At 58.8% G+C, this 25,336-nt stretch carries 26 protein-coding genes; 14 read left to right on the forward strand and 12 right to left on the reverse strand.

Translation table 11 applies throughout. The features are described 5' to 3' along the window. Positions 1-31 precede the first annotated feature (31 nt). The 5 genes from rnr to E1297_RS17055 all read left to right on the forward strand — a co-directional run bounded on the left by rnr (position 32) and on the right by E1297_RS17055 (position 4,568). On the forward strand, positions 32-2,287 hold the full coding sequence (rnr, locus tag E1297_RS17035; RefSeq protein WP_155140387.1) for a ribonuclease R: 2,256 nt from the start codon (positions 32-34) through the stop codon (positions 2,285-2,287). Beyond that, positions 2,284-2,751, forward strand: coding sequence for a DUF983 domain-containing protein (locus E1297_RS17040; RefSeq protein ID WP_155140340.1), 468 nt, complete (start codon positions 2,284-2,286; stop codon positions 2,749-2,751). The genes rnr and E1297_RS17040 overlap by 4 nt, the downstream gene beginning before the upstream one ends. Then, positions 2,748-3,491 carry an NUDIX hydrolase gene (locus E1297_RS17045; RefSeq protein WP_155140342.1) on the forward strand — a complete coding sequence of 248 codons (744 nt, stop codon included), beginning with the start codon at positions 2,748-2,750 and terminating at the stop codon, positions 3,489-3,491. Before E1297_RS17040 ends, E1297_RS17045 begins: the two co-directional genes overlap by 4 nt. A 171-nt stretch (positions 3,492-3,662) precedes the next feature. Further along, positions 3,663-3,830 carry a 50S ribosomal protein L33 gene (rpmG, locus tag E1297_RS17050; RefSeq protein WP_155140344.1) on the forward strand — a complete coding sequence of 56 codons (168 nt, stop codon included), beginning with the start codon at positions 3,663-3,665 and terminating at the stop codon, positions 3,828-3,830. A gap of 273 nt (positions 3,831-4,103) precedes the next feature. Then, positions 4,104-4,568, forward strand: a complete 465-nt coding sequence (locus tag E1297_RS17055; protein ID WP_155140346.1) for a hypothetical protein — start codon at positions 4,104-4,106, stop codon at positions 4,566-4,568. A 74-nt stretch (positions 4,569-4,642) separates the two neighbouring features. Here the strand turns inward: E1297_RS17055 and E1297_RS17060 are convergent, their stop codons facing one another. From E1297_RS17060 to E1297_RS17070, 3 genes are all read right to left on the reverse strand, one after another. Continuing rightward, complete coding sequence (locus E1297_RS17060) at positions 4,643-5,629, reverse strand: zinc-dependent alcohol dehydrogenase family protein (protein ID WP_155140348.1); 987 nt, start codon at positions 5,627-5,629, stop codon at positions 4,643-4,645. Between the two features lie 249 nt (positions 5,630-5,878). Beyond that, on the reverse strand, positions 5,879-6,817 hold the full coding sequence (locus E1297_RS17065) for an alpha/beta fold hydrolase (RefSeq protein WP_196223343.1): 939 nt from the start codon (positions 6,815-6,817) through the stop codon (positions 5,879-5,881). 634 nt (positions 6,818-7,451) lie between these two features. Next, positions 7,452-7,823: a response regulator gene (locus tag E1297_RS17070; RefSeq protein WP_155140352.1), complete on the reverse strand. Its 372-nt coding sequence runs from the start codon at positions 7,821-7,823 to the stop codon at positions 7,452-7,454. A 136-nt stretch (positions 7,824-7,959) separates the two neighbouring features. Here E1297_RS17070 and E1297_RS17075 point away from each other — a divergent pair, with 136 nt between their 5' ends. From E1297_RS17075 to E1297_RS17085, 3 genes are read left to right on the forward strand one after another with little or no spacing between them, the layout of a single operon-like run. After that, positions 7,960-8,259, forward strand: coding sequence for a DUF3572 domain-containing protein (locus tag E1297_RS17075; RefSeq protein ID WP_244327794.1), 300 nt, complete (start codon positions 7,960-7,962; stop codon positions 8,257-8,259). Further along, positions 8,249-8,920 (forward strand): hypothetical protein, encoded by a 672-nt coding sequence (locus tag E1297_RS17080; RefSeq protein ID WP_209015826.1) that lies wholly within the window; start codon positions 8,249-8,251, stop codon positions 8,918-8,920. The genes E1297_RS17075 and E1297_RS17080 overlap by 11 nt, the downstream gene beginning before the upstream one ends. Positions 8,921-8,944: 24 nt before the next feature. Next, the gene (locus tag E1297_RS17085) at positions 8,945-10,273 is read left to right on the forward strand and encodes a DNA polymerase IV (protein WP_155140354.1); all 1,329 of its coding nucleotides are present in this window, start codon (positions 8,945-8,947) and stop codon (positions 10,271-10,273) included. A gap of 15 nt (positions 10,274-10,288) precedes the next feature. On the opposite strand, the gene E1297_RS17090 is transcribed toward E1297_RS17085, so the two are convergent. Further along, positions 10,289-11,131: a cell envelope integrity EipB family protein gene (locus E1297_RS17090; RefSeq protein WP_155140356.1), complete on the reverse strand. Its 843-nt coding sequence runs from the start codon at positions 11,129-11,131 to the stop codon at positions 10,289-10,291. A gap of 262 nt (positions 11,132-11,393) precedes the next feature. Between E1297_RS17090 and E1297_RS17095 the strand changes: the two genes are divergently transcribed. The 4 genes from E1297_RS17095 (at position 11,394) to E1297_RS17110 (ending at position 14,648) form a co-directional block, all read left to right on the forward strand. Further along, complete coding sequence (locus E1297_RS17095) at positions 11,394-11,855, forward strand: RidA family protein (protein WP_155140357.1); 462 nt, start codon at positions 11,394-11,396, stop codon at positions 11,853-11,855. Between the two features lie 54 nt (positions 11,856-11,909). Further along, a complete protein-coding gene (locus E1297_RS17100; RefSeq protein ID WP_155140359.1) occupies positions 11,910-12,671 on the forward strand; it encodes a glycerophosphodiester phosphodiesterase family protein in 762 nt (253 codons plus the stop codon). An 84-nt stretch (positions 12,672-12,755) separates the two neighbouring features. Next, positions 12,756-14,033, forward strand: coding sequence for a GNAT family N-acetyltransferase (locus E1297_RS17105; RefSeq protein WP_155140361.1), 1,278 nt, complete (start codon positions 12,756-12,758; stop codon positions 14,031-14,033). A 186-nt stretch (positions 14,034-14,219) separates the two neighbouring features. Further along, the gene (locus E1297_RS17110; protein WP_155140363.1) at positions 14,220-14,648 is read left to right on the forward strand and encodes an HIT family protein; all 429 of its coding nucleotides are present in this window, start codon (positions 14,220-14,222) and stop codon (positions 14,646-14,648) included. On the opposite strand, the gene E1297_RS17115 is transcribed toward E1297_RS17110, so the two are convergent. The 3 genes from E1297_RS17115 to E1297_RS17125 form a co-directional block, all read right to left on the reverse strand. After that, positions 14,645-14,998: an AzlD domain-containing protein gene (locus E1297_RS17115; RefSeq protein WP_155140365.1), complete on the reverse strand. Its 354-nt coding sequence runs from the start codon at positions 14,996-14,998 to the stop codon at positions 14,645-14,647. The two genes, E1297_RS17110 and E1297_RS17115, sit on opposite strands and share 4 nt — an antisense overlap. After that, a complete protein-coding gene (locus tag E1297_RS17120; RefSeq protein ID WP_209015827.1) occupies positions 14,995-15,753 on the reverse strand; it encodes an AzlC family ABC transporter permease in 759 nt (252 codons plus the stop codon). The genes E1297_RS17115 and E1297_RS17120 overlap by 4 nt, the downstream gene beginning before the upstream one ends. Before the next feature lie 82 nt (positions 15,754-15,835). Then, the gene (locus tag E1297_RS17125) at positions 15,836-16,540 is read right to left on the reverse strand and encodes an SDR family oxidoreductase (RefSeq protein WP_155140367.1); all 705 of its coding nucleotides are present in this window, start codon (positions 16,538-16,540) and stop codon (positions 15,836-15,838) included. A gap of 118 nt (positions 16,541-16,658) precedes the next feature. Between E1297_RS17125 and E1297_RS17130 the strand changes: the two genes are divergently transcribed. Further along, on the forward strand, positions 16,659-17,531 hold the full coding sequence (locus E1297_RS17130; RefSeq protein ID WP_196223344.1) for a LysR substrate-binding domain-containing protein: 873 nt from the start codon (positions 16,659-16,661) through the stop codon (positions 17,529-17,531). 93 nt (positions 17,532-17,624) lie between these two features. Here the strand turns inward: E1297_RS17130 and clpA are convergent, their stop codons facing one another. The 3 genes from clpA to E1297_RS17145 form a co-directional block, all read right to left on the reverse strand. Next, positions 17,625-20,078: an ATP-dependent Clp protease ATP-binding subunit ClpA gene (clpA, locus tag E1297_RS17135; protein WP_368669595.1), complete on the reverse strand. Its 2,454-nt coding sequence runs from the start codon at positions 20,076-20,078 to the stop codon at positions 17,625-17,627. A 12-nt stretch (positions 20,079-20,090) separates the two neighbouring features. Beyond that, positions 20,091-20,423, reverse strand: a complete 333-nt coding sequence (clpS, locus tag E1297_RS17140) for an ATP-dependent Clp protease adapter ClpS (protein ID WP_155140371.1) — start codon at positions 20,421-20,423, stop codon at positions 20,091-20,093. Positions 20,424-20,840: 417 nt separating this feature from the next. After that, a complete protein-coding gene (locus E1297_RS17145; protein ID WP_155140373.1) occupies positions 20,841-21,173 on the reverse strand; it encodes a phasin family protein in 333 nt (110 codons plus the stop codon). Positions 21,174-21,873: 700 nt separating this feature from the next. On the opposite strand from E1297_RS17145, the gene E1297_RS17150 reads away from it, so the two are divergent. Then, positions 21,874-23,541, forward strand: a complete 1,668-nt coding sequence (locus E1297_RS17150) for a D-alanyl-D-alanine carboxypeptidase (RefSeq protein WP_155140375.1) — start codon at positions 21,874-21,876, stop codon at positions 23,539-23,541. Positions 23,542-23,558: 17 nt separating this feature from the next. On the opposite strand, the gene E1297_RS17155 is transcribed toward E1297_RS17150, so the two are convergent. Next, positions 23,559-24,275, reverse strand: coding sequence for a DnaJ domain-containing protein (locus E1297_RS17155; RefSeq protein WP_155140377.1), 717 nt, complete (start codon positions 24,273-24,275; stop codon positions 23,559-23,561). A 4-nt stretch (positions 24,276-24,279) separates the two neighbouring features. Beyond that, complete coding sequence (locus E1297_RS17160) at positions 24,280-25,020, reverse strand: VWA domain-containing protein (RefSeq protein WP_155140379.1); 741 nt, start codon at positions 25,018-25,020, stop codon at positions 24,280-24,282. Between the last annotated feature and the right edge of the window lie 316 nt (positions 25,021-25,336).

The raw sequence follows: 25,336 nt of genomic DNA on the forward strand, positions 1-25,336 counted from the left end.
GAAACGCGCCCATGCCAAGGTCCCCGGCGACATGCCTTCGCGCGAGGACATTCTGGCTTTTGTCGCCGACAATCCGGGCAAGGCGGGCAAGCGCGAAATCGCCCGCCATTTCGGCATCATCGGCGGCGCGCGAATCCATCTGAAGAAGCTCCTGAAGGATCTGGCCCAGGACGGGCTGATCGAAAAGCGGCAAAAACGGATGATCCGCCCGGGTGACCTGCCACCCGTGTTCGTGGCCAATATCGTGACCCGCGACGGCGATGGCGAATTGCTGGGCGAACCCGTCGACTGGGACGACGAAGCGGGAAATGCGCCGCGCATACTCGTCCTTACGGGGAAGTCCAAGAACGCCCAGCCCGGCGTTGGCGACCGCGCCCTGATCCGGCTGACGGAAGCAGAAACCGGCAAGGAAGCGAGCCACGCCGCCCGCGTTATCCGCGTTCTGGAAAAGCGGCAGGGGGCGATCCTTGGCATCTTCCGCAAGCGCGACGCCAACCGCCCGGCCTATCTTGAGCCGATCGACCGCAAGCAGCGCGAACTCGACATCGACCCGACCGATCTGAAGGAGGCCCAAGACGGCGACCTGATCAGCGTTCAGGTGACACGTTCGGGCCGCTACGGGCACCCTGTTGCCTCGGTAGTGGAACGGTTCGGCTCCATGCATTCGGAAAAGGCGATTTCCGAAATCGCCTTGCAATCCCAGGGCATCCCGCATGTGTTCCCTGCCGCTGTCGAGGCGGAAGCGGAAGCGGCCAAACCGGTCACTCCCGGGAAAAGGGAAGACTGGCGGCAGATCCCGCTTGTCACCATCGATCCGCCCGACGCCAAGGACCATGACGATGCGGTCTTTGCAGAAGCTGATGAGGACCCGGAAAACGAGGGCGGCCACGTCGTCTATGTCGCCATTGCAGACGTGGCCCATTATGTCCGCCCGGGCTCGGCACTCGACAAGGAAGCGCTGAAACGCGGCAATTCGGTCTATTTCCCCGACCGGGTGATCCCGATGCTTCCCGAACGCATCTCCAACAACATGTGCTCGCTGCGGGAAAAGGAAGACCGCCCGGCCATGGCGGTGCGCATGGTGTTCGACAAGACGGGCCGCAAGATCAGCCACAGCTTCCACCGGGTGATGATGCGCTCGGCTGCCAAGCTGTCCTATCTACAGGCGCAAAAGGCCATTGAAGGCATCACCGACGCGTCCACGGAAACCCTCGTCGACGGTATTCTCAAACCGTTATGGGAGGCCTATGGCTGCCTGAAAAAGGGCCGCGACGCGCGCGAGCCGCTCGAACTCGACCTGCCGGAACGCAAGATCAAGCTGAAGGAAGACGGCACCGTCGATCATGTCTATGTGCCGGAGCGTCTCGATGCGCACAAGCTGATCGAGGAGTTCATGATCCAGGCCAATGTGGCCGCGGCCGAGACACTGGAGAAAAAGAAGTCTCCCCTGCTCTACCGCATCCACGATGCTTCGACGCCGGAAAAGCTGGAAAACCTTAAGGAATTCCTGTCGACCCTGAACATGAAGCTGCCCTCCTCCGGGGGCTTGAGACCTTCCGTGTTCAACGGCATTCTGAGCAAGGTCAGGGATACACCGCAGGCACATCTGGTCAATGAAGTGATCCTGCGCTCTCAGGCCCAGGCCGAATACGCGCCGCAGAATATCGGCCATTTCGGATTGAACCTGCGCCGCTATGCGCATTTCACCTCGCCGATCCGCCGGTATGCGGACCTGATCGTGCATCGCGGGCTGATCTCGGCACTGGGACTTGGCGAGGACGGCTTGCCGGAGGGGATCGAGTCCAAGCTGGAAGCCATCGGCGCCGAGATTTCCGCGGCAGAACGCCGCGCGATGCTGGCCGAGCGCGAGACCATCGACCGGCTGATTGCGCTTTGGATGGCCGATCAGATCGGAGCCAGTTTCAAGGGCCGGATCGCGGGCGTGGTGAAGTCCGGGATGTTTGTCCGGCTCGAGGACACCGGGGCCGACGGCTTCGTTCCCGCTTCAACCATTGGCCTCGATTATTACCGATACGACGAAGGGTCGCATGCCCTCATAGGTGACAAGACCGGAGAAACCTACCAGCTTGGCGACCTTGTCGACGTGAAGCTGGTGGAGGCCGCGCCCTTTGCCGGTGCTTTGCGTTTCGAGATCGAAAGCAAAGGCCGCACGGGCGGCAAGCGTGCCCAGAAGACCGGTTCGAAGTCCCGCATTCAAAAAAGCCGGGCGAGCCGCCGGGGTGCGGCGCCGCCTGTGCGCTCCAAACGGGGCAGAAAAAGCAAATGAATGTTCAATACACCAGCGGCGATCCGGGCCCGGTCGAGGACACATCCAACAGCAAGCCGAAACGCCCGGCCATGCCCGCCATGATGCGCGGCTTTTTGGGAAAGTGCCCGAATTGCGGCAAGGGAAAGCTCTTCAAGGGCTATCTGGCAACGCAAACGGCTTGCAACTCCTGCGGCGAGGACCTGCATCACCACCGCGCGGATGATGCGCCGCCCTATTTCACCATCACCGTGGTCGGGCATGTCATCATCCCGGGTCTTCTGGCCGTTGAGCTGCTCTACCGGCCACCGGTCTGGGCGCATTTATCCTTGTGGATCCCCTTGACGCTGATCCTGTCCCTTGGTCTGCTCAGGCCCATCAAGGGCGCACTCATCGGGTTGCAATGGGCGCTTTACATGCACGGCTTTGACCCTGACGCACAGGAGGACCTGCCGGAACCCGACCCGGCCGGACAATTGAAATGAGCGAATCGATGGCCGACAAACTCGCCCGTGACGAACAGATCGGCGATCACCCCTATATCCGCCCCAAGGACGCTTCGACCCTTTTGATCCTGGACCGGACCAGCGGCGGACCGGTGCGCGTGCTGATGGGGCGCCGGCATATGCGCCACACCTTCATGCCCGGGAAATACGTCTTTCCCGGCGGGCGGCTCGATGCCTCCGATTCGCGCATCAAGGTAACCAGTTCCTATCATCCGGAGGTGGAAGCCAAGCTTCGCAAGGACCCCAAGGCCGTGCGCAGCGACGGCCGTCTGAAGGGACTGGCGCTTGCAGCGATCCGCGAAACCTATGAGGAGGCCGGGCTCTTTATCGGCCGCAAATCGGACAAGCCTGACCGGATCGGTGCCGGTTTCGAGGCCTTCGAACAGCATGGCGTCCGTCCGGACCTCGCCCCGATGCGGCTGGTTGCCCGTGCAATCACCCCGCCCAAGCGCCCGCGCCGGTTCGACACACGGTTTTTCGCCGTCTGGTCGGGAGCCATCGCAGACCGGCTGGAAACCGGCATGGGACCATCAGGCGAACTTGAAGACGTTGCCTGGCTGACACTGGAAGAAGCCCGCACGAAGGACCTGCCCTTCATCACCAAAACGATTCTCTCGGATCTCGAAACCCGGCTGGCGTCGGACCCCGACCTCAACCCGGCAACCGGCGTCCCCTATTACTATTTCCGGGCCGGGTCATTTGTCAGAACCGAGATCTGAAACGGCAACGCCAACCTAACAAGATTCCGCCCTGCAAATCCTGCAAAGCCTTGACTTTGGCGCCATGATGAGTAGGTTGCGCGCTGATTTCAGACACTGGGGCAGATCATTCGCCAGCCACTCTGGCCATAAGAACCGTTTGCCCGACCAAACAACACAGGATCCAAGGCCATGGCCAAGGCGACAACAATCAAGATCAAGCTTCTTTCCACGGCTGACACCGGATTTTTCTATGTCACCAAGAAGAACTCCCGCACCATGACCGAAAAGATGGTCAAGCGGAAGTACGACCCGGTTGCCAAGAAGCACGTCGACTTCAAGGAAGCAAAGATCAAGTAAGCTTTCTGTACTGCAGACGCAAAAAAACCGCTGGACCTTCCAGCGGTTTTTGTTTTTTTACCCCCCCAAAGCATGCACTCACGGTGCCTCAGTCGCGTTTTTCGAGCCCTACAAGCCGGAAGCCCACGCCGGTCCGGGCCAATACCGGACCATCGCATCTCAGACGGGGTTATCGCACCCGGTACGCTAAAGGGTTGCAAATCCCCCAGGAACACGGTTTACCATTACGTCACACATGATCGTGACGCCCGAACTGTTTCAGCGGGGATCTCCATGACCACACCTTTGGTGATATTGGCTATTCTAACCCTGCCCCTGCTTGGTGGACGGGTTCTTGCCGGACCGGACGGGGCACGTTTTGGCGGCCATATCGGGCTTGCCATGGCCTTTGTCTTCTTTGGGGTCGGGCACTTCGTTCAAACAAACGGCATGATCGCGATGCTTCCCGAAGCCGTCCCCTATCGGCGCGAACTTGTGCTGGCAACCGGTGTTCTGGAATTCGGAATCGCCTTGGGCCTTGTGTTTCGCGCAAGCAGGCGCGCTGCCGGATATGCTGCAACGGCCGTTTTGATCGCTTTTTTCCCGGCAAACATTCATGCGGCTTTGGCCTATGCCGATATGGGCGGCCACGCATGGGGGCCGGTTTACCTTGTCATCCGGGCCCCCTTGCAGATCCTGTTACTGTTGTGGACTTGGCAGTTTGTGTTGCGACGGGAATTGTCTCCCGCCCTCAATTAAGCCGCCTGGAACGGGTCGCGGCCGTTTCTCCGGAGCGCACGCCAGTCCTGTGCGTTCCGGCAAATCGGAAACGATCACATCTCGACAACCACCTTGCCGATGGCCTTGCCGCTGGTCAGACGGTCATAGGCTGCACCAACGTCTTCCAGACGAAATGTCGTTTCATCCAGCACCGGCCTCAAAGCACCACTGTCCGCGATCTCTGCCAAACGGGCGAGAATGTTGCCGTGGTTCTGGCGCTGCAGGTCGTGCAGCATCGGGATCAACATGAAAACCACGTGCAGCGACAAGCCCTTCACGTGAACCGGTGACAAGTCCAGCTCCAGAAGCGAAACTGTCGTGGCCACCTGCGCATTGAGGGCCGCAGCCTCAAAGGAATTCGGTAGGTTCGCGCCCCCGACCGTGTCAAACACGATTTCGAACCCGGCGCCGCCAGTATGGCGCGCAACATAGTCCTCGATCCTGTCAGCCTTGAAATCGATGGCCGTCGCGCCGAAACCTTCGATAACCGCGATCTGCCTGTCACCTCCCCCGGTCGCGTAGACCTCGGCACCGAAATGCCGTGCCAACTGAACGGCAACATGACCGACACCCCCGGCCCCACCCTGAATCAGGATCTTTTTGTCCCTGGCAATACCGGCACGTTCCAGCCCCTCGTAAGCGGTGATGCCAACCAGCGGAATGGCCGCCGCCTCGCGCATCGACAGGGACTTCGGCTTCCTTGCAATCAGCCGGGCGTCGGCCAACATGTATTCAGCAAGCGCACCTTGAAGATCCGCAAGGCCACCTGCACAGCCATAAACCTCGTCCCCAACCGCAAAACCTGTGACGCCTTCGCCGATTTGGGTAATGGTGCCCGCAAAATCCATGCCCAGAACAGCCGGAAGATCCGGAGAAAACGGCAGGTCCTTGCCCATCTGGCGGATCATCGTATCAACCGTATTCACGCTGGCCGCAGCCACCCGAACCAGGACATGGCCCGGTTTGACCGGCGGCAGCGGAAGATTGGCCCTCTCGAATTTGGCAGCGTCGCCATATGCATTGAGGATCATCGACTTCATCGGAGGTCTCCATTGATTGTTGGAAGACCTATCTAATTTCCATTCAAACCCGATAAAACGCAGCAGATCTTGAATTCAGTTTTCCGCTTTCCGGCATAATCGCGTCCTGAACAGCAATGCGGGCAGCCTTTGCGCAACTTGCTGCAACGAACAGTACAATTGAAAAAAGCGCATTCAGGCAAACATCTGCCCGCATGCGCTTTTCAGGATTTCAGTGCCTGCCGCCTCCCTGCGGCGAGGCCTCACAGCTTACACAAACATCCCGTCACTGCACAAGAAACGCCCGCGCATCCGAAGCAGTCCGGGCAGGCGCTTCCTCCATCGGAACATCCCCAGATCATCATAGATGATGACATCGCTGTTCTTGATATCGCGGGCGAAATAACCGGCATATTTCGGGTGCACCCAGGTGTCCTTCGCCCCCCAAAGGATCAGCGTCGGCACCTGCAGGGACGCCAGCTTGTTCAGGTGATCATTGTCGTCGGCCAGTGACAAACGCTCATGGGTCGCCTGCCGGTTGCCCTCACGCAGATTGAGGTCGTGATACAGCTCCACCATCTCCGGCCCAACCTTTTGAGGATCGCCATAGACACTCTCCAGACTGTCGCGGATGGCCGCACGCGGGGTCACGACCGTCAGGACGTCGCCGAGCACAGGCGTGCCATAGGCCCGAAGGATCAGAGGCAACGGCTCCTCGCGCGGGTAGCCGATGCTGTCGATCAGGATAAGGTTCTCGACACGCTCCGGCTCAAGAACGGCGAGGTTCCACGCAATGGCGCCGCCAAGCGAATTGCCGGCAACGGAAAACCGTTCAATGTCCAGCGCCTCCATCAACCGGCCGGCAAGTTCCGCTTGCGGAATCCAGCCATAACGCTTCTTCGCGTCCGGTCCGGTCAGCCCGTGGCCCGGAAGATCGAAAGAAATGATCCGGAAATCGTCTGACAGCTCCTTCACCCAGCCTTCCCAGGTGTGCAGGGATGCGTTCGACCCGTGGATCAACAATAACGCAGGCCCGCTCCCCTGATCCCGGTAGTGCATTCTCAACCCGTCGACCTCGACAAATTTCGAATCCGTGTTTGCATACCGGGCCTCCAGATCCGTGCGCCCCAGATCCGGGGTGTACAATGTGAAACCGGCAGACACCAACGCCACGGCCAGTACAACCGCGGCTACGATCCTTTTCTTCATGAAACAACCTCCCATTGAGCAAATTGCGGCGCGCGACAGCCCGCCCTTCTCAAGCAAGACGATTTGCCCCTGCGAAAATGTGACAGGGTCCGAGACGTCTGGAGGATGCGTTTTGCCTCCGGAATTACCAACCACCATTTACCGGGGATAACGCTACGGAATATAATAGTCTTTCGTCGCAGTGCCGCAGTCAGGCCCGGACACAGACAAGCCAGCCACAAGGTTCGCGGGTTTCACTCGAAATGAAATGCTTCAGGGCAATAGGTGGCCGGCGGGAGTATCGGGGATCGAGGAGGCCACTCGCTGTCCCGCCTCGCCGCCGGCCGACCCCACGGACCCAGGAGATGCGGCGGACCTGAGCATTCCGTAGGGAATCTGTTTGCCGTGACCAGCCCCGGGTCCCTTTATTATAGGGCACCTCAAGACCTGTCATGTTATGGCTAACTAACTAGTAACCGATAACCATTCGTCACCCTAGCGGAGTGGTGCAGGAAATCAACAATTTCCGGACGTTTTACACATGTGGTCGTCAACCATGGTAAATCCACATTTTCCGATTAAAGGCTCGCGGCGAATCACCTCGGGAAAAACCACAGGCTACACTTGATGATATGCTTGCGAGACTTCGCAGATATCATGCATCGCCCAAGTAAGTGCGCACAGTCTCGAGAAACTTCGCCACCGAAATAGGCTTGGAAATGTAGGCTTCACAGCCGCCCTGCCGGATGCGTTCCTCGTCGCCTTTCATCGCAAAGGCAGTCACGGCAATCACCGGTATGGTGCGCAAGTCCTCGTCTTCCTTGATCCACCTCGTCACCTCAAGGCCGGAGACCTCGGGCAGCTGGATATCCATGAGGATCAGATCGGGATGATGGCCGCGGGCCAGGTCCAGCGCTTCAATGCCGGTCCGGGTTTGAAGGGTCTCATAGCCGTGCGCTTCCAGAAGATCATGAAAGAGCTTCATGTTCAGCTCATTGTCTTCAACGATCAAAACTGTTTTCGCCATGTCAAAGCCCTTTTTCCGGCCCGGCCGAGGAATTGCACTGTATTAAAGTCTCGCTCGCCTCTAGAAACTGGAACGCGTGACCTCTCCAAGGTAGGTCCTTTTAAAGCGTAATCGTTTCAGAAAGGCAAAGATCCCCATGCTGACCAAGCCCGGCAAAACGATGGCACCCGAAGAAGCCCAGAAAATCGCGATGGAGGCTCTGACCCAACTGGCGCGCGACCCGGAACTTGTGGGACGGTTTCTGGCCATGGCCGGTATTGGGCCGGAATCGATTCGCGAAGCGGCTGCAGAACCCGGTTTTTTGGCCGGTGTTCTGGAGTTCTACATGAGCGATGAAGCCCTGCTCCTGGCCTTTTGCGAGAATGCCGGCTTGCGCCCGACGATGATCGCCGCCGCGCGCTTTACCCTCTCCGATGACGGTCTTTATGATGTCTGAGCCGCACCCGGCAAGCCGCAACGTCCTTGACCAGATTGCCGCCCTGCCGCGGTCACACCGGCCTCTGATCGTATGTGACGTGGACGAAGTGATCCTGCATCTGGCAAGCCATCTGGAACAATACCTCAAAGACCTCGGTCTGGTGTTCCTCAGCTTCGAATACAAGCTGACCGGAAACATCGCACGTCGGGGTGAAACAGAGCCGCTGCCGTCGGAGGAGGTCAGACGGCATCTGGAAACCTTTTTTGATTCAGAGAGCCACCGTCAAAGACCTGTCGACGGTGCGGACAAGGCCCTGAAGCAGCTTTCGGACATGTGGGATATCGTGTTCCTGACCAATTTGCCGGGAGCGCACAACAAGGCAATCCGGGAAAAGCTCCTGTCCGATTGCGGCTTTCCCTATCCGGTCGTGACCAATGCGGGTCCGAAGGGCGGCGCAGTCGCAGCCCTGTCGGCAGGCCGTCCGGCCCCGGTGGTGTTTATCGATGACAGCCACATCAATCACAGGTCGGTCCGCGCCAGCCTGCCCTCTTCCGTCCAGATCCAGTTCATTGCCGATCAACGGTTCAGGACGGTCCTCACGCCTGATCCCCATATTGCGCTTCTGACCAGTGACTGGGCCGAGACAGCTGCGTTCATCAGCGCTATTGTGACAAACTAAAGCATTTTGGCGCCGTGAATTGGCATGACAGACAATATTGAAAACAAACCGGGAACGCACACCTCCTGTGTTCCGCGCAAGGCCTTGTGCCGGGACTGCGGTCTCCGTGCTGAGGCCCATCTTCCCCGGTGCCCGTCTTGCGGCAGCCCGCGATTGGTGATCCATGCGGAACTGGACCAGCTGACGATTGCCCATATCGATTGTGATGCCTTTTATGCGTCCATCGAAAAGCGGGACAATCCGGATCTCTCGGACCGGCCGGTGATCATCGGCGGCGGCCGGCGCGGGGTGGTGTCGACCGCCTGCTACATCGCGCGGATCTATGGTGTTCGCTCGGCCATGCCGATGTTCAAGGCGCTGGAGGCCTGTCCCGACGCGGTGGTGATCAGGCCCGACATGGAAAAATACGTCGCTGTTGGCCGCGAGATCCGCGAACGGATGCAGGCGCTGACCCCGCTTGTTGAACCGCTCTCGATCGACGAGGCGTTTCTCGACCTGACCGGAACCGAGCGGCTCCATCATGCAAGTCCGGCCGAAACACTGGCCCGCCTGATCCGGGAGATCGAGGCCGAAATCGGGATTACTGCATCGGTCGGCCTCGCCCCCAACAAGTTTCTCGCGAAAGTCGCCTCGGATCTGGAAAAACCGCGCGGGTTTTCGGTCATCGGTCAGGCGGAAGCAAAACACTTCCTCTCGGACAAACCGGTCAGCCTGATCTGGGGTGTCGGCAAGGTGTTCCAGAAAAAGCTTTATGCCGACGGGATCAGGACCATCGGTCAGCTCCAGACCATGGAGCCTTCGGATCTTGCCGCCCGATACGGTGTCATGGGCCTGCGTCTTTCGCAGCTGTGTCAGGGCGAGGACGAGCGCACCGTCAAACCGGAGCGGGGAGTCAAGAGCGTGAGCAACGAGACGACCTTCAATCAGGACATTTCGGACTTCGACGCCTTGCGCCGGATTCTCTGGAGACTGTCGGAAAAGGTGTCCGCGCGTTTGAAGACGGCGGGCATTGCCGGCCGGACAGTGACCTTGAAACTGAAGACAGCCCAGTTCAAGACGGTCACCCGCGCACGCCAGGTGTCCGACCCGACCCAACTGGCCGGAAAGATCTACCAGGCCGGGGTGGACCTTCTGGAACGGGAGGCCGACGGCAGGCGGTTCCGCCTGATCGGCATTGGCGTCAGCGACCTGAGCGATGATGAGCGTGCCGATCCGCAAGATCTCATCGACGAAACTGCGGAACGGCGCAAGAAAGCGGAGCTTGCCATGGACAGCCTCCGGGACAAGTTCGGCAAGTCGGCAGTCGAACTCGGCCTGTCGCTTGGGCCGGGGAGCGGACGGGAGGACCGCTGAATTGTCGCCGGACGCTTACCGGACGCAGGGCGCGGTGTCGTAAAACTCCAGCTCGCGCAACTTTCCCTCGATGGTGAAGTCACCATAGTCCAGTTTCAACTGCCGGCTGATACCGTTTTCATAGAGTTCGAAGGAAAGCTGATAGACCGGCATCTGTTCACCTTGCAGGCCCTCCAGAGGCTCAAAATAGGCAATCGTGACGGGCCAATGCGTGGCGGTATCAAGGGCCCGTTCGAGACCGGCAAGATTTGCGGGCGCAGGCAGTGTTTCGTTCCGGCCTGCACCAATCACGGACGTCGTCGTATAGACCTTGTCGCCGGTTTCTGAGCCATCGAAAATGTCGGCTGCCACAAAACGTTCGCCGGATCGGGCTGCCGAAATGACCCGTTTCAGGTGTTCGGTCGGAAACATGGCCGTGTTGCCGATGCTGAGTGACCGCTCTTCGGGTTCTTTCAACTCGACCTGCTTTTTGCCGTTGCGGGCCCGCGCTTCTCCCTTTGTCGATTCAGACAGCTTCTGATCAATGTAGATCTTGGTCAGAAACTGATAGGATCCGGCATCGGGCGCCTCGAACGACGTGGTTCGCAGGTCCGTGACTTGCGTTCCGCCGTTTGCATCCTGAAATTCGGTCACGAACCGGAAGCTGACGCTGTAGCCGTCACAGGCATTGCCGCTAAAGTCGTAAACCATCAGGCCGCTCAGGCCAGCCAGACCGGAGTTCTGGCCCAGATCCCCAAGCTGCATGTCATAGACCGCCCGGTGCGGCGCAAGCGACACGGGGGCTCCCGCAGCATGGACGGTCCCGGACAGACCGGTTGCGCTCGCAAGACACAGAAGGGCACCAAAAATACGCTGCATACTTTTCTCCTATCCCGCCGGAACATGGATCAAGTGTTATCGGCGGTCACAGACAGGGAGAACTCTAGACGCTTGCCGGGGCAAGAACCACCCCGTGACGGGCCTTCCGCGTTTGTTGCCACAGCTTGTGGACCACGTATCTGGCTGAAGCTTTCCTCGATAAAGGCAATGGCGTCACTTCCAGACCGATATCGTGCCTTGCGTCCCTTCAAAAGATCGGCCAAGACACGCAGGCCCCTGATTCTTACCGGAGTTTTCTTTGATGTCACAGACCGTTGACTCACGTCTCGAAGCCCTCGGCGTTACCTTGCCGACGCCAGCGGCCCCGGCCGCCAATTATGTGCCTTTCGTCAAGACCGGCAATCAACTGTTCATTTCCGGTCAGCTCCCAATGAATGCGGACGGCATTCAGCATGTCGGAAAGGTTGGTGCGGACATTTCCGTGGACGGCGGACAGGCCGCGGCCAAACTGTGCGCCATCAACCTTCTGGCGCAGGCCAGGGCAGCAACCGGCGACCTTGAAAAAGTGCGTCTGGTCAAACTGGTCGGTTTCGTCAATTCGACGCCGGATTTCACCGAGCAGCCCAAGGTCATCAATGGCGCTTCCGACTTCATGGTCGAGGTTCTCGGCGACAAGGGCTGTCACGCACGCTCGGCCGTCAGCGCAGGCAGCCTGCCCTTCGGCGTTGCCGTTGAAATCGAAGCCATTTTCGAAGTCGAATAACTTGACAAGACGCCGGGCACGGCTCGGCGCCTTCTGCATGGGGACATCAGTTTCATGAACGATCTGAAGGCGATCATGGCACGCCCGATCGCGCATCGCGGTTTTCACATGCCCGATGACGGGGTAATCGAAAACACACCAAGCGCCATTTCCGCCGCGATGGACCGGAATTTCGGAATTGAAGTGGATGTTCAGGAAACGGCAGACGGCAAGGCGCTTGTTTTCCACGACGACACACTGGACCGGCTTGCCGATGGAACCGGCCCGGTAATCGGCCAGACCGCGTCCGAACTGACCTGCATCGACATGCAAACCGGGACCGACAAGCTCTGGCGGCTTGAAGACCTTCTGGGCCTAGTGGATGGCCGGGTCCCGCTAGTGATCGAAGTCAAGTCGCTGATGCGGCCGGATGCACAAGCCGATTTCGTCCGTCATGTCGTCGATCAGGTGGCCGCCTACAAGGGCCCTGCCTGCATCAAGAGCTTCGATGCCGACATGCTGTCTGTTGCAAAGGCACATAACCGGCATGTCCTGCGCGGGATCGTCGCGGACGGCGCTCACAACAAGGGCGATTACCGCCGTTTCACACGGATCGACCGGTTCATCATGCGCCACATCCTCCATGCGCCGCGTACCCGGCCGCATTTCGTATCCTATGGCGTCAACGACCTGCCCCGCCTCGGCCCCACGGTCTTGCGCCGCCTGTTCAATGTTCCGCTCATGACCTGGACGGTGCGGACCACCGGGCAACGCGAGATTGCCGCGCGTTACGCCGATCAGATCGTGTTCGAGGGCTTCAACCCGGACAAGGGCTAAAACCCGGTCTTGCGCCGCAGCACAACAACCCTAATCTTAAGTGCTGTTGCCAAAGACCCGAGCCCGGAGGGGATCGACACACCCATGGAAGAACCCGACGTTCCAACAGCACGGCTGCGAATCCTTGGTTCATTGACGGACATCGCACCTGCAGACTGGGACCGGGTCGCCAATCCCGGCTGGTGCCTTGGCCCCAAGGGAAAACTCCGCACCCAAGGACTGCCGGACACGCTTGAATCCCTGGCTGAAACACCGGAACCACTCTGTCGGGACACAGCGTTCAACCCGTTCATTTCACACGCCTTCCTGAGTTCTCTGGAAGAAACCGGCTGCACGACACGGCAGACCGGCTGGATGCCCCGGCACCTGATCCTGGAATCGGAAAACGGCGGGATCTGGGGGGCCGTCCCGGCCTATCTCAAGAGCCATTCCCAGGGCGAGTATGTGTTCGACTACGGCTGGGCGGATGCGTTTCAGCGGGCAGGCGGAGACTATTACCCGAAACTGCAGGTATCTGTTCCCTTCACGCCCGCGACCGGGCGCCGTTTCCTGACAGCACCGGATATTGACCGCGGCGCCGGTCTTCAAGCGCTTGCTTCCGGTCTCGTCGAGGTCTGTAGCCGCAGTGGCGCGTCGTCCGTCCACATCACCTTCCTGACCGAGCCGGAATGGCATGATCTCGGTGAAATCGGCTATCTGCAGCGCACCGACCAGCAGTTTCACTGGGACAATCGCGGCTATGCCTCCTTTGACGACTTCCTGGGCGATCTGGCGTCGCGCAAACGCAAGGCGATCAGGAAGGAACGCCGTGCCGCACTCGAAGCCGCCGATATCGAGATCGAGTGGGTGACAGGAGACGGCCTCACCGAAGCGCATTGGGATGCGTTCTACCGGTTTTATCAGGACACCGGCGCGCGCAAATGGGGACGTCCCTATCTCAATCGAACCTTCTTTTCTGCCGTCAGCGAAAAGATGTCGCACCAGATCCTTCTGGTCATGGCCAAACGCAACAGCCGGTACATCGCCGGTGCGCTCAATTTCATCGGCTCGGACATCCTGTTCGGCCGCAATTGGGGCTGCACTGAACATCACCCGTTCCTGCATTTCGAAGTCTGTTACTATCAGGCCATCGACTTTGCCATTGAACGCGGGTTGAAGCGTGTTGAAGCCGGCGCACAAGGGGCTCACAAGCTCGCGCGCGGCTACATGCCAACGACCACGCGTTCCGCACACTGGATCGCCCATCCCGGCCTTCGTGATGCGGTGTCCGATTTTCTGGATCACGAGCGCCGCGCGGTTGAACGCGAAAACGCAATCCTGTCCGAGCATGCCCCGTTCAAGAAAACCGGCTCACCGGAATGAGGAACTCATGAGTTCCAAAACTCCTGAATCATTTCCCTGAGCCTGCAAGACTTGTGAAGCAGCCCCCACATGAAGGCTTGAACCCGCAGACGATGCCTTGCTTTCAGGCTGACTGAAGGGCTAGTCTTCGCGCCGCACAAAGCCACTCTTTCCGGCCAGGAAATTTTCCAAGGGAACCCTTTCGACATGTGGACAGCCGATTACGACGATCAAAACGTCTTTGCCAAAATCCTGCGCGGTGAATTGCCCAGCCACACAGTCTACGAGGATGACAAGACGCTCGCGATCATGGACATCATGCCGCGGGAAGACGGCCATGTTCTGGTGATCCCGAAAGCACCGTCCAGAAACATTTTCGACATCGCCCCGGACGACCTCGCAGCCGTGATGGCGACGGCCCAGAAAATGGCGCGCGCCGTCATGAAGGCCTTCCGCGCAGATGGCACCACCGTCCAGCAGTTTTCAGAGCCTGCTGGCGGGCAGGTCGTGTTTCACACCCATGTTCACGTGATCCCGCGTTTCGAGGGGGTCGGCCTGAAACCGCACACCGGCCAGATGGCGGACAACGACGAACTGGCAGCAAACGCGGACAAGATCCGTGCGGCACTCAACTAAACCAGCAGCAACCAGCCGCCGATCAGAGATGCTTCGGCGGCCAGCACGCCAAAAATGACCCGCTGCCGGGCCGCGAGAAACACGACAAAGCCGATCAGGGCCGCCGCCAGCCGCAACCAAACAGGCGTCGACCCGAGCACACCTTCTGGAAACAGCACAAGCTTGGAGATGACACCTGCAACAAGGGCCGTTGCCACGCAGCGCACCCAGATCAGCAGCTCTCCGTCTTCACGAAGCCGTCCACCCGCCAGCACTCCCAGCCAGCGCCAGATATCGGTCGCCAGCCAGCCCGCGACCAGAATCATGACATAGGGCCACCACCAGGCAGACGCCAGCTCCTCGCCGGTCATTTGAGCAGCCCCCGGCGATAAACGGCAGACCCGGCATAGGCGAGTGTGCCGCCCGCAAGTCCGGTCCACAGCAGGTCAAGTCCGGGCAGGACCAGAAAGAAAAACGGCCCGAGGATCAGCCCCGCCACCATCGCCGTCTTGTCCGCCGTCAGCTTCGCAGCGCCCCACAGCGAACAAAGGAAATAGACCGGCGTCAGCAGCACAAGACCGCCGGCCACAACATCCGGCAGACGTTCGACCGCCACATAGGCAATCCCGGTCATGACGAAGACAAAGCTGCTGACGGCACCGCCAAAGCCGACAAAAAACGGCAGCCGGGCGGCTCTCGGCAGATCCGGCAGGTTTCTCATGGCGAACACCCAGGCGGTAACAGCAATGAAGTGGGACGCCACCAACAGCTGCCAGGTGCGTGTCTTGCCGGGCACTTTCATCGAGGGCATCAAGGCCATGGTCATGGGCATCAACCGCACCGACGCCAGAGCAACCGCAATTGCCGCCGGGATCAAGCCCATGCCCGACGACATCGCTCCGGTCAGAATGACGATTGATGGCAAGGCCCAGATGAAACCGGTCATGGCCAGGGTTTCATACAGTGTCAGCCCGCTCTCGCGCGCCAGGCCTGCATAGCCAATGAATGCAGCCGTCAGGATGAAGGCCGGGATCGATACCGCCGCGCGCGCGCCGCACCATAACCAGAACGATGCCGGATGCTCGGTTTGCAAGATACTATCGGAAAGCTTCAGGTCGCCGGACACGAGGTCGCTGCCTTGAGATCTGGAAATAGGAAGGGAACCTTATAAATCGCTTCACGACACCCATGTCAATGCGCTCCCGCCTTCAGACCGATCGGGTCAGCCCGCCATCGATCCGGATGTTTTGACCGGTCACATAGGCCGCTTCATCGGATGCAAGGTAAGAAATCAGCGAGGAGACTTCGGCCTGATGGCCATAACGGCCCATCGGTATCCGGGCCTTGCGCTCCTCTGTCTCAGGCAGGCTGTCGATGAAACCCGGCAATACATTGTTCATCCGGACATTGTGACGAGCATATTTGTCGGCAAAGAGCTTTGTGAAGCTCGCAAGCCCGGCCCGGAATACACCAGAGGTCGGAAAATTCGGATCCGGTTCAAACGTGGCAAAGGTCGAGATATTGATCACCGCCCCGCCGCCGTGACGGACCATCAAGGGCGTCACCAGACGGACAGGCCGTATGACATTCATCAGGTAGACTTCCATGCCCTGATGCCAGTCTTCATCCGTGATCTCCAGAATATCACCCTTGGGTCCGTGGCCCGCCGAATTGACCAGCACATCGATCCGGCCGAACGCAGCCATCGTGTTGTCGACCAGCACCTGCAAATCGGAGTGAAACAGATTTGAACCCGTATGACCGAGGCCGCCCAGCTCCTGGGCAAGCGCCTTTCCCTTGCCCGACGACGACAGGATCGCAACCTTGAACCCGTCGGCTGCAAGCCGCCGCGCCGCATCCGCACCCATGCCGCTGCCACCCGCCATGATAAGAGCCACCTTCAGGTCTGCCATCGCTTTTCTCCGTTTCATGGTCAATCGTCCGCGCGTTTACAAATATGCCTCACCGCACGGCTTGACCAACGATCGTTTCTCCTGCGAGGGTGTAGAAAAACTACTTGCTTACGGCCCCATGCAGCATCCCAATCTGAACCGGCTCAAGACTTTCGATGCAGCCGCCCGGCACCTCAACTTCCGGAAGGCGGCACTCGAGCTTCACCTGACGCCCGGCGCAGTCGCACAGCAGGTTCGGACCCTGGAAGCCGAAGTTGGTCAAAAACTGTTCGTGCGCCTCGCACGCGGTGTTGCCCTGACCCCGGCCGGCCTGGACTTCCACAAGGAACTGGCCAAAGGACTGGCGCAGGTCAGTGATGCGTTTCGGGTGTTCGAACGGCAAGAGCCTCGAAAGGTCACGCTCAGCGTCCCGCCTTCCATTGCCTCCAAATGGCTTCTTCCACGTCTCCCCGGCTTTCGGGCCGCGCATCCGGACATCGAGTTGCGGGTCGAGGCGAGCGAGGCATTGACGGTCTTTGGCAAGGACGGAAGCGATCTCGCAATCCGGATCGGACGGCCGCCTTTCGTCGGGCTAGCACATCACCTGCTGTCCGGCATGGATCTGGTGGCGGTCGGGAATGCAGCTGTCGCAAAGACTATTCCGGCTGCTCCGGTCTTGAGCGACTTTCTCTCCGTCCCCCTGATTTTCGACAATCATGCCTATTGGCGCCAATGCTTCGACGCGGGTGGACTGACACCACCTGTAGCAGAACTAGCGTTCAATCATGCCGGGCTGGCGCTTGACGCGGCCAGAAGCGGGCACGGAGTTGCGCTCGTTCCGGAACTGATTGCCAAACACATGATCGAAACCGGCGATCTTCAGGCCTTTTGGCGCACACCATCACCATCCATGTCCGGCTACTATGTGGTCTATCCCAAAACACGGGACGGTCTCGCCCCATTTCCCCGGTTGGCCCTGGACTGGTTGCTGGATCAGGAACGCAGCGCATAGAGGATGCCCCGGGGCGCCCCAAACCGGCTTGGCAAAAGCCCCGAGACAAAACGGGCGCTAAACCGGCGCCCGTCGGGATTTTCCTGAATGTCCCTAATCCGCCAGCGGCACTTTCGGAACCAGACTTTTCTTTGCGGACCCGCCGCCCTTGCGTGACGGCGGTTTGGTCGACTTGGTTGCCGTGGCAGCCTTGGCCGTTGCCGGCTTCCGGCGGCGCTTCGGTTTGGCCTTGGGCTTTTCCTTTGGCTTCGGAGGTGGCGCCTTGCGCTCCTCGACGCTTTCGAGCAGGAGACCGGCCTCGTCTTCGGAAACGGACACCTTGACCGTACCGCCCTTCTTCAGCTTGCCGAACAGCACCTCATCCGCAAGCGGCCGCTTGATGTGCTCCTGAATGATCCGGCCGAGCGGGCGTGCGCCCATCTGGCTGTCATACCCCTTGCTTGCCAGCCACTTGGTCGCCCCGTCTGTCAGTTCGAACGTGACATTGCGGTCGGCCAGCTGGGCCTCAAGCTGCATGACAAACTTGTCGACCACCTTGTAGACGACGTCCATCGGCAGGTTGCCGAACGGAATGATCGCATCGAGACGGTTGCGGAACTCCGGCGTAAACAAGCGGTTGATGGCTTCCGCGTCCTCGCCCTCCCGCTTCACGCGGTTGAATCCGACGGGCATCTTGGCCATGTCGGACGCGCCCGCATTCGTGGTCATGATCAGGATCACGTTTCGGAAATCGACCTGCTTGCCATTGTGGTCGGTCAGCTTGCCATGGTCCATCACCTGCAGGAGGATGTTGAACAGGTCCGGATGGGCTTTTTCGATCTCGTCCAGCAACAGGACGCAGTGCGGATGCTGGTCGATGCCGTCGGTCAGGAGACCGCCCTGATCAAACCCGACATAGCCGGGAGGCGCGCCTATCAGCCGGCTGACCGTATGACGTTCCATATATTCGGACATGTCAAACCTGATCAGTTCCACACCGAGCGAGGAAGCCAGTTGCCGCGCAACCTCGGTCTTGCCGACACCGGTCGGACCGGAGAACAGATAGCTGCCGATCGGCTTGTCAGGTTCACGCAAGCCGGCGCGGGCCAGCTTGATTGCAGAGGACAGGGTTTCGATTGCCTGATCCTGCCCATAAACGACCCGCTTCAGATCGGCATTCAGACTCAACAGGATTTCCGCATCATCCTTGGAGACAGATTTCGACGGGATCCGCGCCATGGTCGCGATCGTGGTTTCGATTTCCTTCACGCCGATCGTCTTGCGGCGCTTGGATTCCGGGACAAGCATCTGCGACGCGCCGGTCTCGTCCAGCACATCAATCGCCTTGTCCGGCAGTTTCCGGTCGCTGATGTATTTCGCTGAAAGTTCCACCGCCGTGATGATCGCATCATTGGTGTAGCGAACCTTGTGGAAGTCCTCGAAATAGGGTTTGAGCCCTTTCAGAATGTCGATCGCGTCGGAAATGGTCGGCTCGTTGACATCGATCTTCTGGAACCGGCGCACAAGGGCCCGGTCCTTTTCAAAGAACTGCCGGTACTCCTTGTAGGTGGTCGAACCAATGCAGCGGATCGCGCCGGAGGCCAAAGCCGGTTTCAGCAGGTTGGATGCATCCATCGCCCCGCCCGAAGTCGCCCCTGCCCCGATCACCGTGTGGATCTCGTCGATGAACATCACCGCACCGGGATAATCCTCGATTTCCTTGACGACCTGCTTCAGCCGCTCCTCGAAGTCCCCGCGATAGCGGGTACCGGCCAGAAGCGCGCCCATGTCGAGCGAGAAGATCGTGGCGTCCTTCAGAACCTCCGGCACATCGCCATTGACGATCCGGTGGGCGAGGCCTTCTGCAATCGCTGTCTTGCCAACGCCGGGATCCCCGACAAACAGAGGGTTGTTCTTGGACCTGCGGCACAGGATCTGGATGGTGCGCGAGATTTCCTCGTCGCGGCCGATCAGAGGATCGATCTTGCCGGTGACGGCCTTCTTGTTGAGGTTGACGCAATAGGCTTCAAGCGCATCCGTCTTCTGTTTCGGCTTCTTCTCGCTTTCGGTGCCGGTTACGGTGTCCTCTTCGTCCGCACCCTCGACGGAGCGGGTCTCCGACATGCCCGGCCGCTTGGCGATCCCGTGAGAAATGTAATTGACCGCATCGTAGCGGGTCATGTCCTGCTCTTGCAGGAAGTAGGCGGCATGGCTTTCACGCTCGGCAAAGATCGCAACAAGCACATTCGCGCCGGTCACCTCCTCGCGGCCCGAGGACTGGACATGGATCACGGCCCGCTGGATCACCCGCTGGAATCCGGCAGTCGGCTTGGAGTCGTCTTCGCTGTCGACAATCAGATTGTCGAGTTCATTGTCAATGTATTCGACCAGGTTACGCCTGATAACATCAAGGTCGACGTTGCAAGCGCGCATGACCGCTGCCGCATCCTGATCGTCCAGGAGAGCCAACAGAAGATGTTCCAGTGTCGCGTATTCCTGCTGCCGCTCATTGGCGAACGCCAGCGCCTGATGAAGGGCCTTTTCAAGACTGCGGGAAAATGACGGCACGTGCTTTATCCTTCATTTTTTTTCCATGACGCACTGCAAGGGATGCTGGTGCTTTCTGGCAAAATCCATGACTTGCGTCACTTTCGTTTCGGCGACCTCGTAGGAAAAAATCCCGCACTCCCCAACGCCGTGGTGATGAACATGAAGCATGATCCGGGTCGCTTCTTCCCTGTTCTTCTGGAAGAAAGCCTCGACAACATGGATCACGAACTCCATTGGAGTGTAGTCGTCATTCAACAGCAGCACCCGATACAGGTTCGGACGCTTCGTGACGGTTTTGGTCCTGGTAACGACGACCGTTCCGGCATCTCCGCCGTCGCCGCCATAATCAGCCCCGCTTGCCATTGCTGTGCTCTTGCCTTTTCATTGACGACCGACACGATCCTAACAACGCCAAGACGAGAGGAAAAGTCCGGAAACACGGGTATGCCCGGTATCTTCGGACAGCGTTTCCCGTACACCCAACCCCTGCGGCTCGAACGTTGATCCACGATCCTGCCGCGCTTACCCTTCCGGCGCAATGGCCGATTTTGGCAAGTCCGCGAGGAACGGCAATCGCGCGCCGGAGCGCCTGTTCAAAATTGGATGTAGGGTGGCAATTTTGGTTTAAAAGATCAGGACATCACATGAATGCGGGCAAGCCCGGCGAAAATACCTCGAGCCTGTTCAAAAGTCTGAAATTAGCCTGTGAAAAAACAAAAACCCGGCCAATTTTAATGAGACCGGGTTTCCAGAAGTCATTTTATGTCAGGTGCAACCGCGTTACTTACCCGCTTTTGCGAACAAGCCTTCGTAGGGCTTGTAGGCATCTTTGGACAAGTCAGTCACCATTTCACCAATCTTGGTCATTTCGCCGACAAACCCCTCATAGGCGGTTTTCATGTAGTCGGCCTGAGCTTCGAAAGCCTTGTCGAGGGACTTGGTCGCAGCCACCTTTTCAAACGCGGCAGAACCTTCCTCGAAGGACTTTTTCTGATAATCGGCCACCTCTGACGCGATCGCCTGAAACCCCTTGCTCATCGAGCCTAAGGATTCCAGAGCCATATCCATCTGATCCTTGCCCATTTTCTGAATTTCTTCGAAGTTATTCAGCATTCTTCTGCCCTTTTTCTGACACCGAGTCGGAGCGGCCCCGAACCGATTTGGTCGCGAGTAACCTTGCGGGAGAATTTTATGCACTGCACAATGGAAGTCAAGCGATATTTTGCACCGCAACATCCCTCAAAGATTGCAAATTTTTTCAATGAAACCATTACCTACATGTCCGCAATCAAGATGCGAAACAGCAATGTACGGGCCTTTAAAACGGCACAGACAGCCCGGCGTTAACGATTTGAGCAGAGTTGCCGCACACGCCCAGCAACCTGACACCGGCAAGGCGAAACCCTATCCACCCAAGGAGCCCTCACCGGCAGAAAAACGGTAAAATGCAGCATAACGAGCGCGCATTATTTGTTGCGGATAAATATCCAACTGAAAACAATCGCAGAACCGATCAATTAAGAAACATCAACAAAAACAAAAGCTCGAAACCGGCGAGATTAATTAGATTAGTATTTTAAACACGGTCAAAAACATCAATAAAAAACACAACCAGCGGTCAAACGAGATGCATTTAGCACTTTATTAACATTAATTTTCATCTAAACTTTTTTACCAAAATTGGAAACCTTCTTTACACATTCGTAACCGCGCTTCAGTCAAATACTCCAAGGATCCGTCGGGGCTCCCGAGCCTTTTAGCCATCGCACCAAGCTCAGGCGGCCCTTGTCAGAAAGTTAAATTTTGACCCAAAATGGGATTGATTATTGTGTTTGGGATTGGTCGGATCAACATCGCCGGGAAAATCGGATTGGCCGTCAAGGCTGTAATCCTCGCGGCAGCACTTGCAACTGCCCCGCCTCCAGCCAACGCCAATCCGAAATATGCAGGTATCGTGGTTGACGCCAAGACAGGCAAGACCCTTTACGCCTCATCTGCGGACGCCTACCGGTACCCGGCCTCTTTGACCAAGATCATGACGCTTTACATCGTCTTTGAGGAACTTGAGGCTGGCCGCATCGGGCTGAACACACGGTTCAATGTCTCCGCTTATGCCTCCGGACGACCGCCGTCAAAAATTGGCCTGAAGCCGGGGTCGACCATCAAGGTCAAGGATACCATCCTGGCGCTCGTGACCAAATCGGCCAACGATGTCGCCACCGTGGTTGCGGAGAACATCGGCGGATCGGAAGCGGGATTTGCCCGCCGCATGACCCGGACCGCCCGCCAGCTGGGAATGTCGAAAACGACCTTCAAGAACCCGCACGGGCTGCCGAACTCCGGACAACGGACAACAGCCCGGGACATGGCAACACTCGGCCGCGCCATTCAGGAACGATTTCCGCAATACTACACTTATTTCAACACCCGTTCGTTTACCTACAAGGGCCGGACCTACGGAAATCACAACAAGCTGCTTGGCCGGGTCAAGGGTGTGGACGGTATCAAGACCGGATATATCCGAGCGTCGGGCTTTAACCTTGTGTCAAATGTCAATCACAACAACCGGCACATCGTTGCCGTTGTGATGGGCGGCAAAACCGGCGCGTCGCGCAACGCCTTCATGACCAAGTTGATCAAGCAGTACCTTCCCAAGGCGAGCAAGGGCCGCCGTACCGCGCCCCTGATTGCATCACGCAGCTTGCAACCCGCTTTTGAGGCAGCAGCCCTGAAGAATGTACCGCTGCCCTTTGCTAAGCCCGGAACCCAGATCGCAGCCGTGGAAGCGCCCCGGGCGCCGCTCCCCCAGACAGCTCCGGAAGCTCCGGTTGTTCTGGCGCTCGCAGCACCGCCTGTAAAAGCGGAAACCGGCATTTCCGCCCTGATCTCGAAAACCGTAGACATTCCGGCCGAAGACGTCCGCTCGAGGCTCGACAACACGTTTGAAGTGGCCAGCCTGCCCCCGGTCCCGACCCCGGCTCCGGAAAGAAGCCCGCAAATCACGATGGCCAAGGTCACGATTGTCACCGAGGACAGCGTTGAGGCACAAAGCGGTGTTTTGGCGGAAGACGGCAGCGTGACGGAGAACACGGCCAGGAAAAAGGCCGCCGCCACTGCTGTCGAACCGGCAGCCGTCCCTGCCGTCCCGGACACGCCCGTTGCACAGGTGGCAGGCGCCGACGCAGAGGAAACAACCTCGATCACGGTTGCCACCAACAACACGCCCGTTCAGGAACCGATGTGGCAAATCCAGATTGCCGCGACCGATTCCGAAACGGGCGCCATGCAAATGCTGAAAAAGGCTTCCGACGCGACCGGGTCTACGTTGCGGTCACGGGTTCCCTACACCGAGCCGGTCGAATCCGGCGGCCAGACCCTTTACCGCGCACGCTTTGTCGGCTTTGAAACCAAAACCGCCGCCTGGGATGCCTGCAAAACACTGAAGAAGGCAAAATTCGCCTGCTTCGCCATTTACCAGTAAACGCGTAACGGATGGTCTCAATGTCTTCTGAGAAGCGTGTCTTTAGCCTCGTTGAGTTTCGCGGCCAGGAAGGTGGACCCCCCCTGGTCGGGGTGGACCCCCTTCATAAGCCGCTTGTGCGCCGCTCGAATTTCCGCGTCCCGGGCGCCGGGAGAAAGCCCCAGGACCTGGTAGGCCTCCTCCTGTGTCATGGGGCCCGCGCCCGCCGGGCTGCCTTGCCGCTCTGCTCCATCCGCCTCGAAGTCTTCACGCCAACCGGAAAACCTGCGGTCGAGATAAGCTTCGATTAGGGCGCGGCTCTGCTCGTCAACCGCAGCCTCTTGCCATAGCGCATGCAGATCCGGCGGCTGCAGATCCTGAAGCGTCCGCCCCTGAAACTGCCCGGCCAGAACCGTGCCGGTCATGTCACCGCTGTCGTGGTCCAGCTCCATTTCGACCATCGCCGTGCGCACCCGCGACCTTTGCCCGCCCGAGGGCTGGCCGCTGCCCGCACCTGAAAATCCTCCCAGACGTGAAATTCCGCCCCAGCCCAGCAGCGACAGACCGAATGCCGCCAGCGGAATGGCAAAGGCAAACCGTCCGGTGATCGCAAAAAGAACCGCAACCAACATCAGAACGCACCCAGCGAGCCGGCGCAACTGACGCGCAAGATCCCGCGGGTTGGCATTCACGAAACTGTTGGCAATGAACAGGAACAGGACAAGTGCGGCAATGCCCAACAATAAATAGATCATGCGGTTATTTCATTTGACCGATTAACAGACGCGCTCCGGAATGTCCCGATTTTCCAAGCGCCGTCAATGCCTGACGGCCCCCGGAAGCATAAATTGCAACGGCCTTCAATAGATCCGCCAGATGGCGCGCCGAACCGGCATCGAACCGGCAGTAAGCCCCCTTTGTGATCCTCGCGATTTCGCGAAACGCCTGCTCCGCCACCGGGTCTCTCCCCTCCTGAAACAGAAAAACCGGCACTCCGAACAGTGCCAGTTCGCCAGCTCTGTGACACAACTTGTCGATGTCTTCTTCCATACAGTCGCCGACATAGACCACCGCGCTGATCTTGCTGTCACGCGCGGCTTCAATGGCAGCAGCAAGAACCTTCCGGATCTGCGTCCGGCCGCCACGGCAGTCGATGCGGGACATGGCACCAGCCAGCTCCCCCGCGTCGGTAAACCAACGTGAAGCCCGGCATTCATTGAACCCGCGAAAATAGACAAGCTTGATGCTGAGCCCGGAAATCTTCCCCGCTTCGCGAAACATGTCCGCCTGGATGTGACAGGCCTGATCCCATGTCGGCTGACGGCTCATGGTAGCATCAAGCGCAAACACCAAGCGCCCCCGGCCTTCCGGGTCAATCTGCTTGGCCGCTTTCAAAAACGCAGCAACATCCGACGCCGAGGAACTCTGTGGTGGCGAATGCCCGCTTCTGCTTTTGAGGGACGGTCCGGAACCCGTTTTGTCTATCGGAGATTTGCTCATGCACACGCCCGCGGATTAAAACACCTCAAATCGCGGCAAGGTTCGGGCCCTAACCGGCAGCACCCCTCCCGCACACTTTCCAGTCCTCAAGGAATTTAGCTCGCATTCCCGTGAAAGCCAGTCATACCGCTCCCGCTTCCCCCGCTTTTCGGATGCAGGCATCAAGGAACCACAGAACGAAACAGCGCGGGGAGCCAGCCGTGAAAAACCCGCCAACCGGTGAGGGTTGACGGGTCTGATAAAACAATTCCAAGGATCGCCCCGAAGGGCATCTACCGCAAAAGCAGGGAATAGATGCCGACGCCACCAAGATCAA

The organism is Roseibium sp. RKSG952 (assembly GCF_009711355.1).

Excerpts from the sequence above, each read along its gene's own strand:
- rnr (WP_155140387.1), top strand. The coding sequence starts at position 32 with ATGCCTTCGCGCGAGGACATTCTGGCTTTTGTCGCCGACAATCCGGGC.
- E1297_RS17040 (WP_155140340.1), top strand. The coding sequence starts at position 2,284 with ATGAATGTTCAATACACCAGCGGCGATCCGGGCCCGGTCGAGGACACA.
- E1297_RS17045 (WP_155140342.1), top strand. The coding sequence starts at position 2,748 with ATGAGCGAATCGATGGCCGACAAACTCGCCCGTGACGAACAGATCGGC.
- rpmG (WP_155140344.1), top strand. The coding sequence starts at position 3,663 with ATGGCCAAGGCGACAACAATCAAGATCAAGCTTCTTTCCACGGCTGAC.
- E1297_RS17055 (WP_155140346.1), top strand. The coding sequence starts at position 4,104 with ATGACCACACCTTTGGTGATATTGGCTATTCTAACCCTGCCCCTGCTT.
- E1297_RS17060 (WP_155140348.1), bottom strand. The coding sequence starts at position 5,629 with ATGAAGTCGATGATCCTCAATGCATATGGCGACGCTGCCAAATTCGAG.
- E1297_RS17065 (WP_196223343.1), bottom strand. The coding sequence starts at position 6,817 with ATGAAGAAAAGGATCGTAGCCGCGGTTGTACTGGCCGTGGCGTTGGTG.
- E1297_RS17070 (WP_155140352.1), bottom strand. The coding sequence starts at position 7,823 with ATGGCGAAAACAGTTTTGATCGTTGAAGACAATGAGCTGAACATGAAG.
- E1297_RS17075 (WP_244327794.1), top strand. The coding sequence starts at position 7,960 with ATGCTGACCAAGCCCGGCAAAACGATGGCACCCGAAGAAGCCCAGAAA.
- E1297_RS17080 (WP_209015826.1), top strand. The coding sequence starts at position 8,249 with ATGATGTCTGAGCCGCACCCGGCAAGCCGCAACGTCCTTGACCAGATT.
- E1297_RS17085 (WP_155140354.1), top strand. The coding sequence starts at position 8,945 with ATGACAGACAATATTGAAAACAAACCGGGAACGCACACCTCCTGTGTT.
- E1297_RS17090 (WP_155140356.1), bottom strand. The coding sequence starts at position 11,131 with ATGCAGCGTATTTTTGGTGCCCTTCTGTGTCTTGCGAGCGCAACCGGT.
- E1297_RS17095 (WP_155140357.1), top strand. The coding sequence starts at position 11,394 with ATGTCACAGACCGTTGACTCACGTCTCGAAGCCCTCGGCGTTACCTTG.
- E1297_RS17100 (WP_155140359.1), top strand. The coding sequence starts at position 11,910 with ATGAACGATCTGAAGGCGATCATGGCACGCCCGATCGCGCATCGCGGT.
- E1297_RS17105 (WP_155140361.1), top strand. The coding sequence starts at position 12,756 with ATGGAAGAACCCGACGTTCCAACAGCACGGCTGCGAATCCTTGGTTCA.
- E1297_RS17110 (WP_155140363.1), top strand. The coding sequence starts at position 14,220 with ATGTGGACAGCCGATTACGACGATCAAAACGTCTTTGCCAAAATCCTG.
- E1297_RS17115 (WP_155140365.1), bottom strand. The coding sequence starts at position 14,998 with ATGACCGGCGAGGAGCTGGCGTCTGCCTGGTGGTGGCCCTATGTCATG.
- E1297_RS17125 (WP_155140367.1), bottom strand. The coding sequence starts at position 16,540 with ATGGCAGACCTGAAGGTGGCTCTTATCATGGCGGGTGGCAGCGGCATG.
- E1297_RS17130 (WP_196223344.1), top strand. The coding sequence starts at position 16,659 with ATGCAGCATCCCAATCTGAACCGGCTCAAGACTTTCGATGCAGCCGCC.
- clpS (WP_155140371.1), bottom strand. The coding sequence starts at position 20,423 with ATGGCAAGCGGGGCTGATTATGGCGGCGACGGCGGAGATGCCGGAACG.
- E1297_RS17145 (WP_155140373.1), bottom strand. The coding sequence starts at position 21,173 with ATGCTGAATAACTTCGAAGAAATTCAGAAAATGGGCAAGGATCAGATG.
- E1297_RS17150 (WP_155140375.1), top strand. The coding sequence starts at position 21,874 with ATGGGATTGATTATTGTGTTTGGGATTGGTCGGATCAACATCGCCGGG.
- E1297_RS17155 (WP_155140377.1), bottom strand. The coding sequence starts at position 24,275 with ATGATCTATTTATTGTTGGGCATTGCCGCACTTGTCCTGTTCCTGTTC.
- E1297_RS17160 (WP_155140379.1), bottom strand. The coding sequence starts at position 25,020 with ATGAGCAAATCTCCGATAGACAAAACGGGTTCCGGACCGTCCCTCAAA.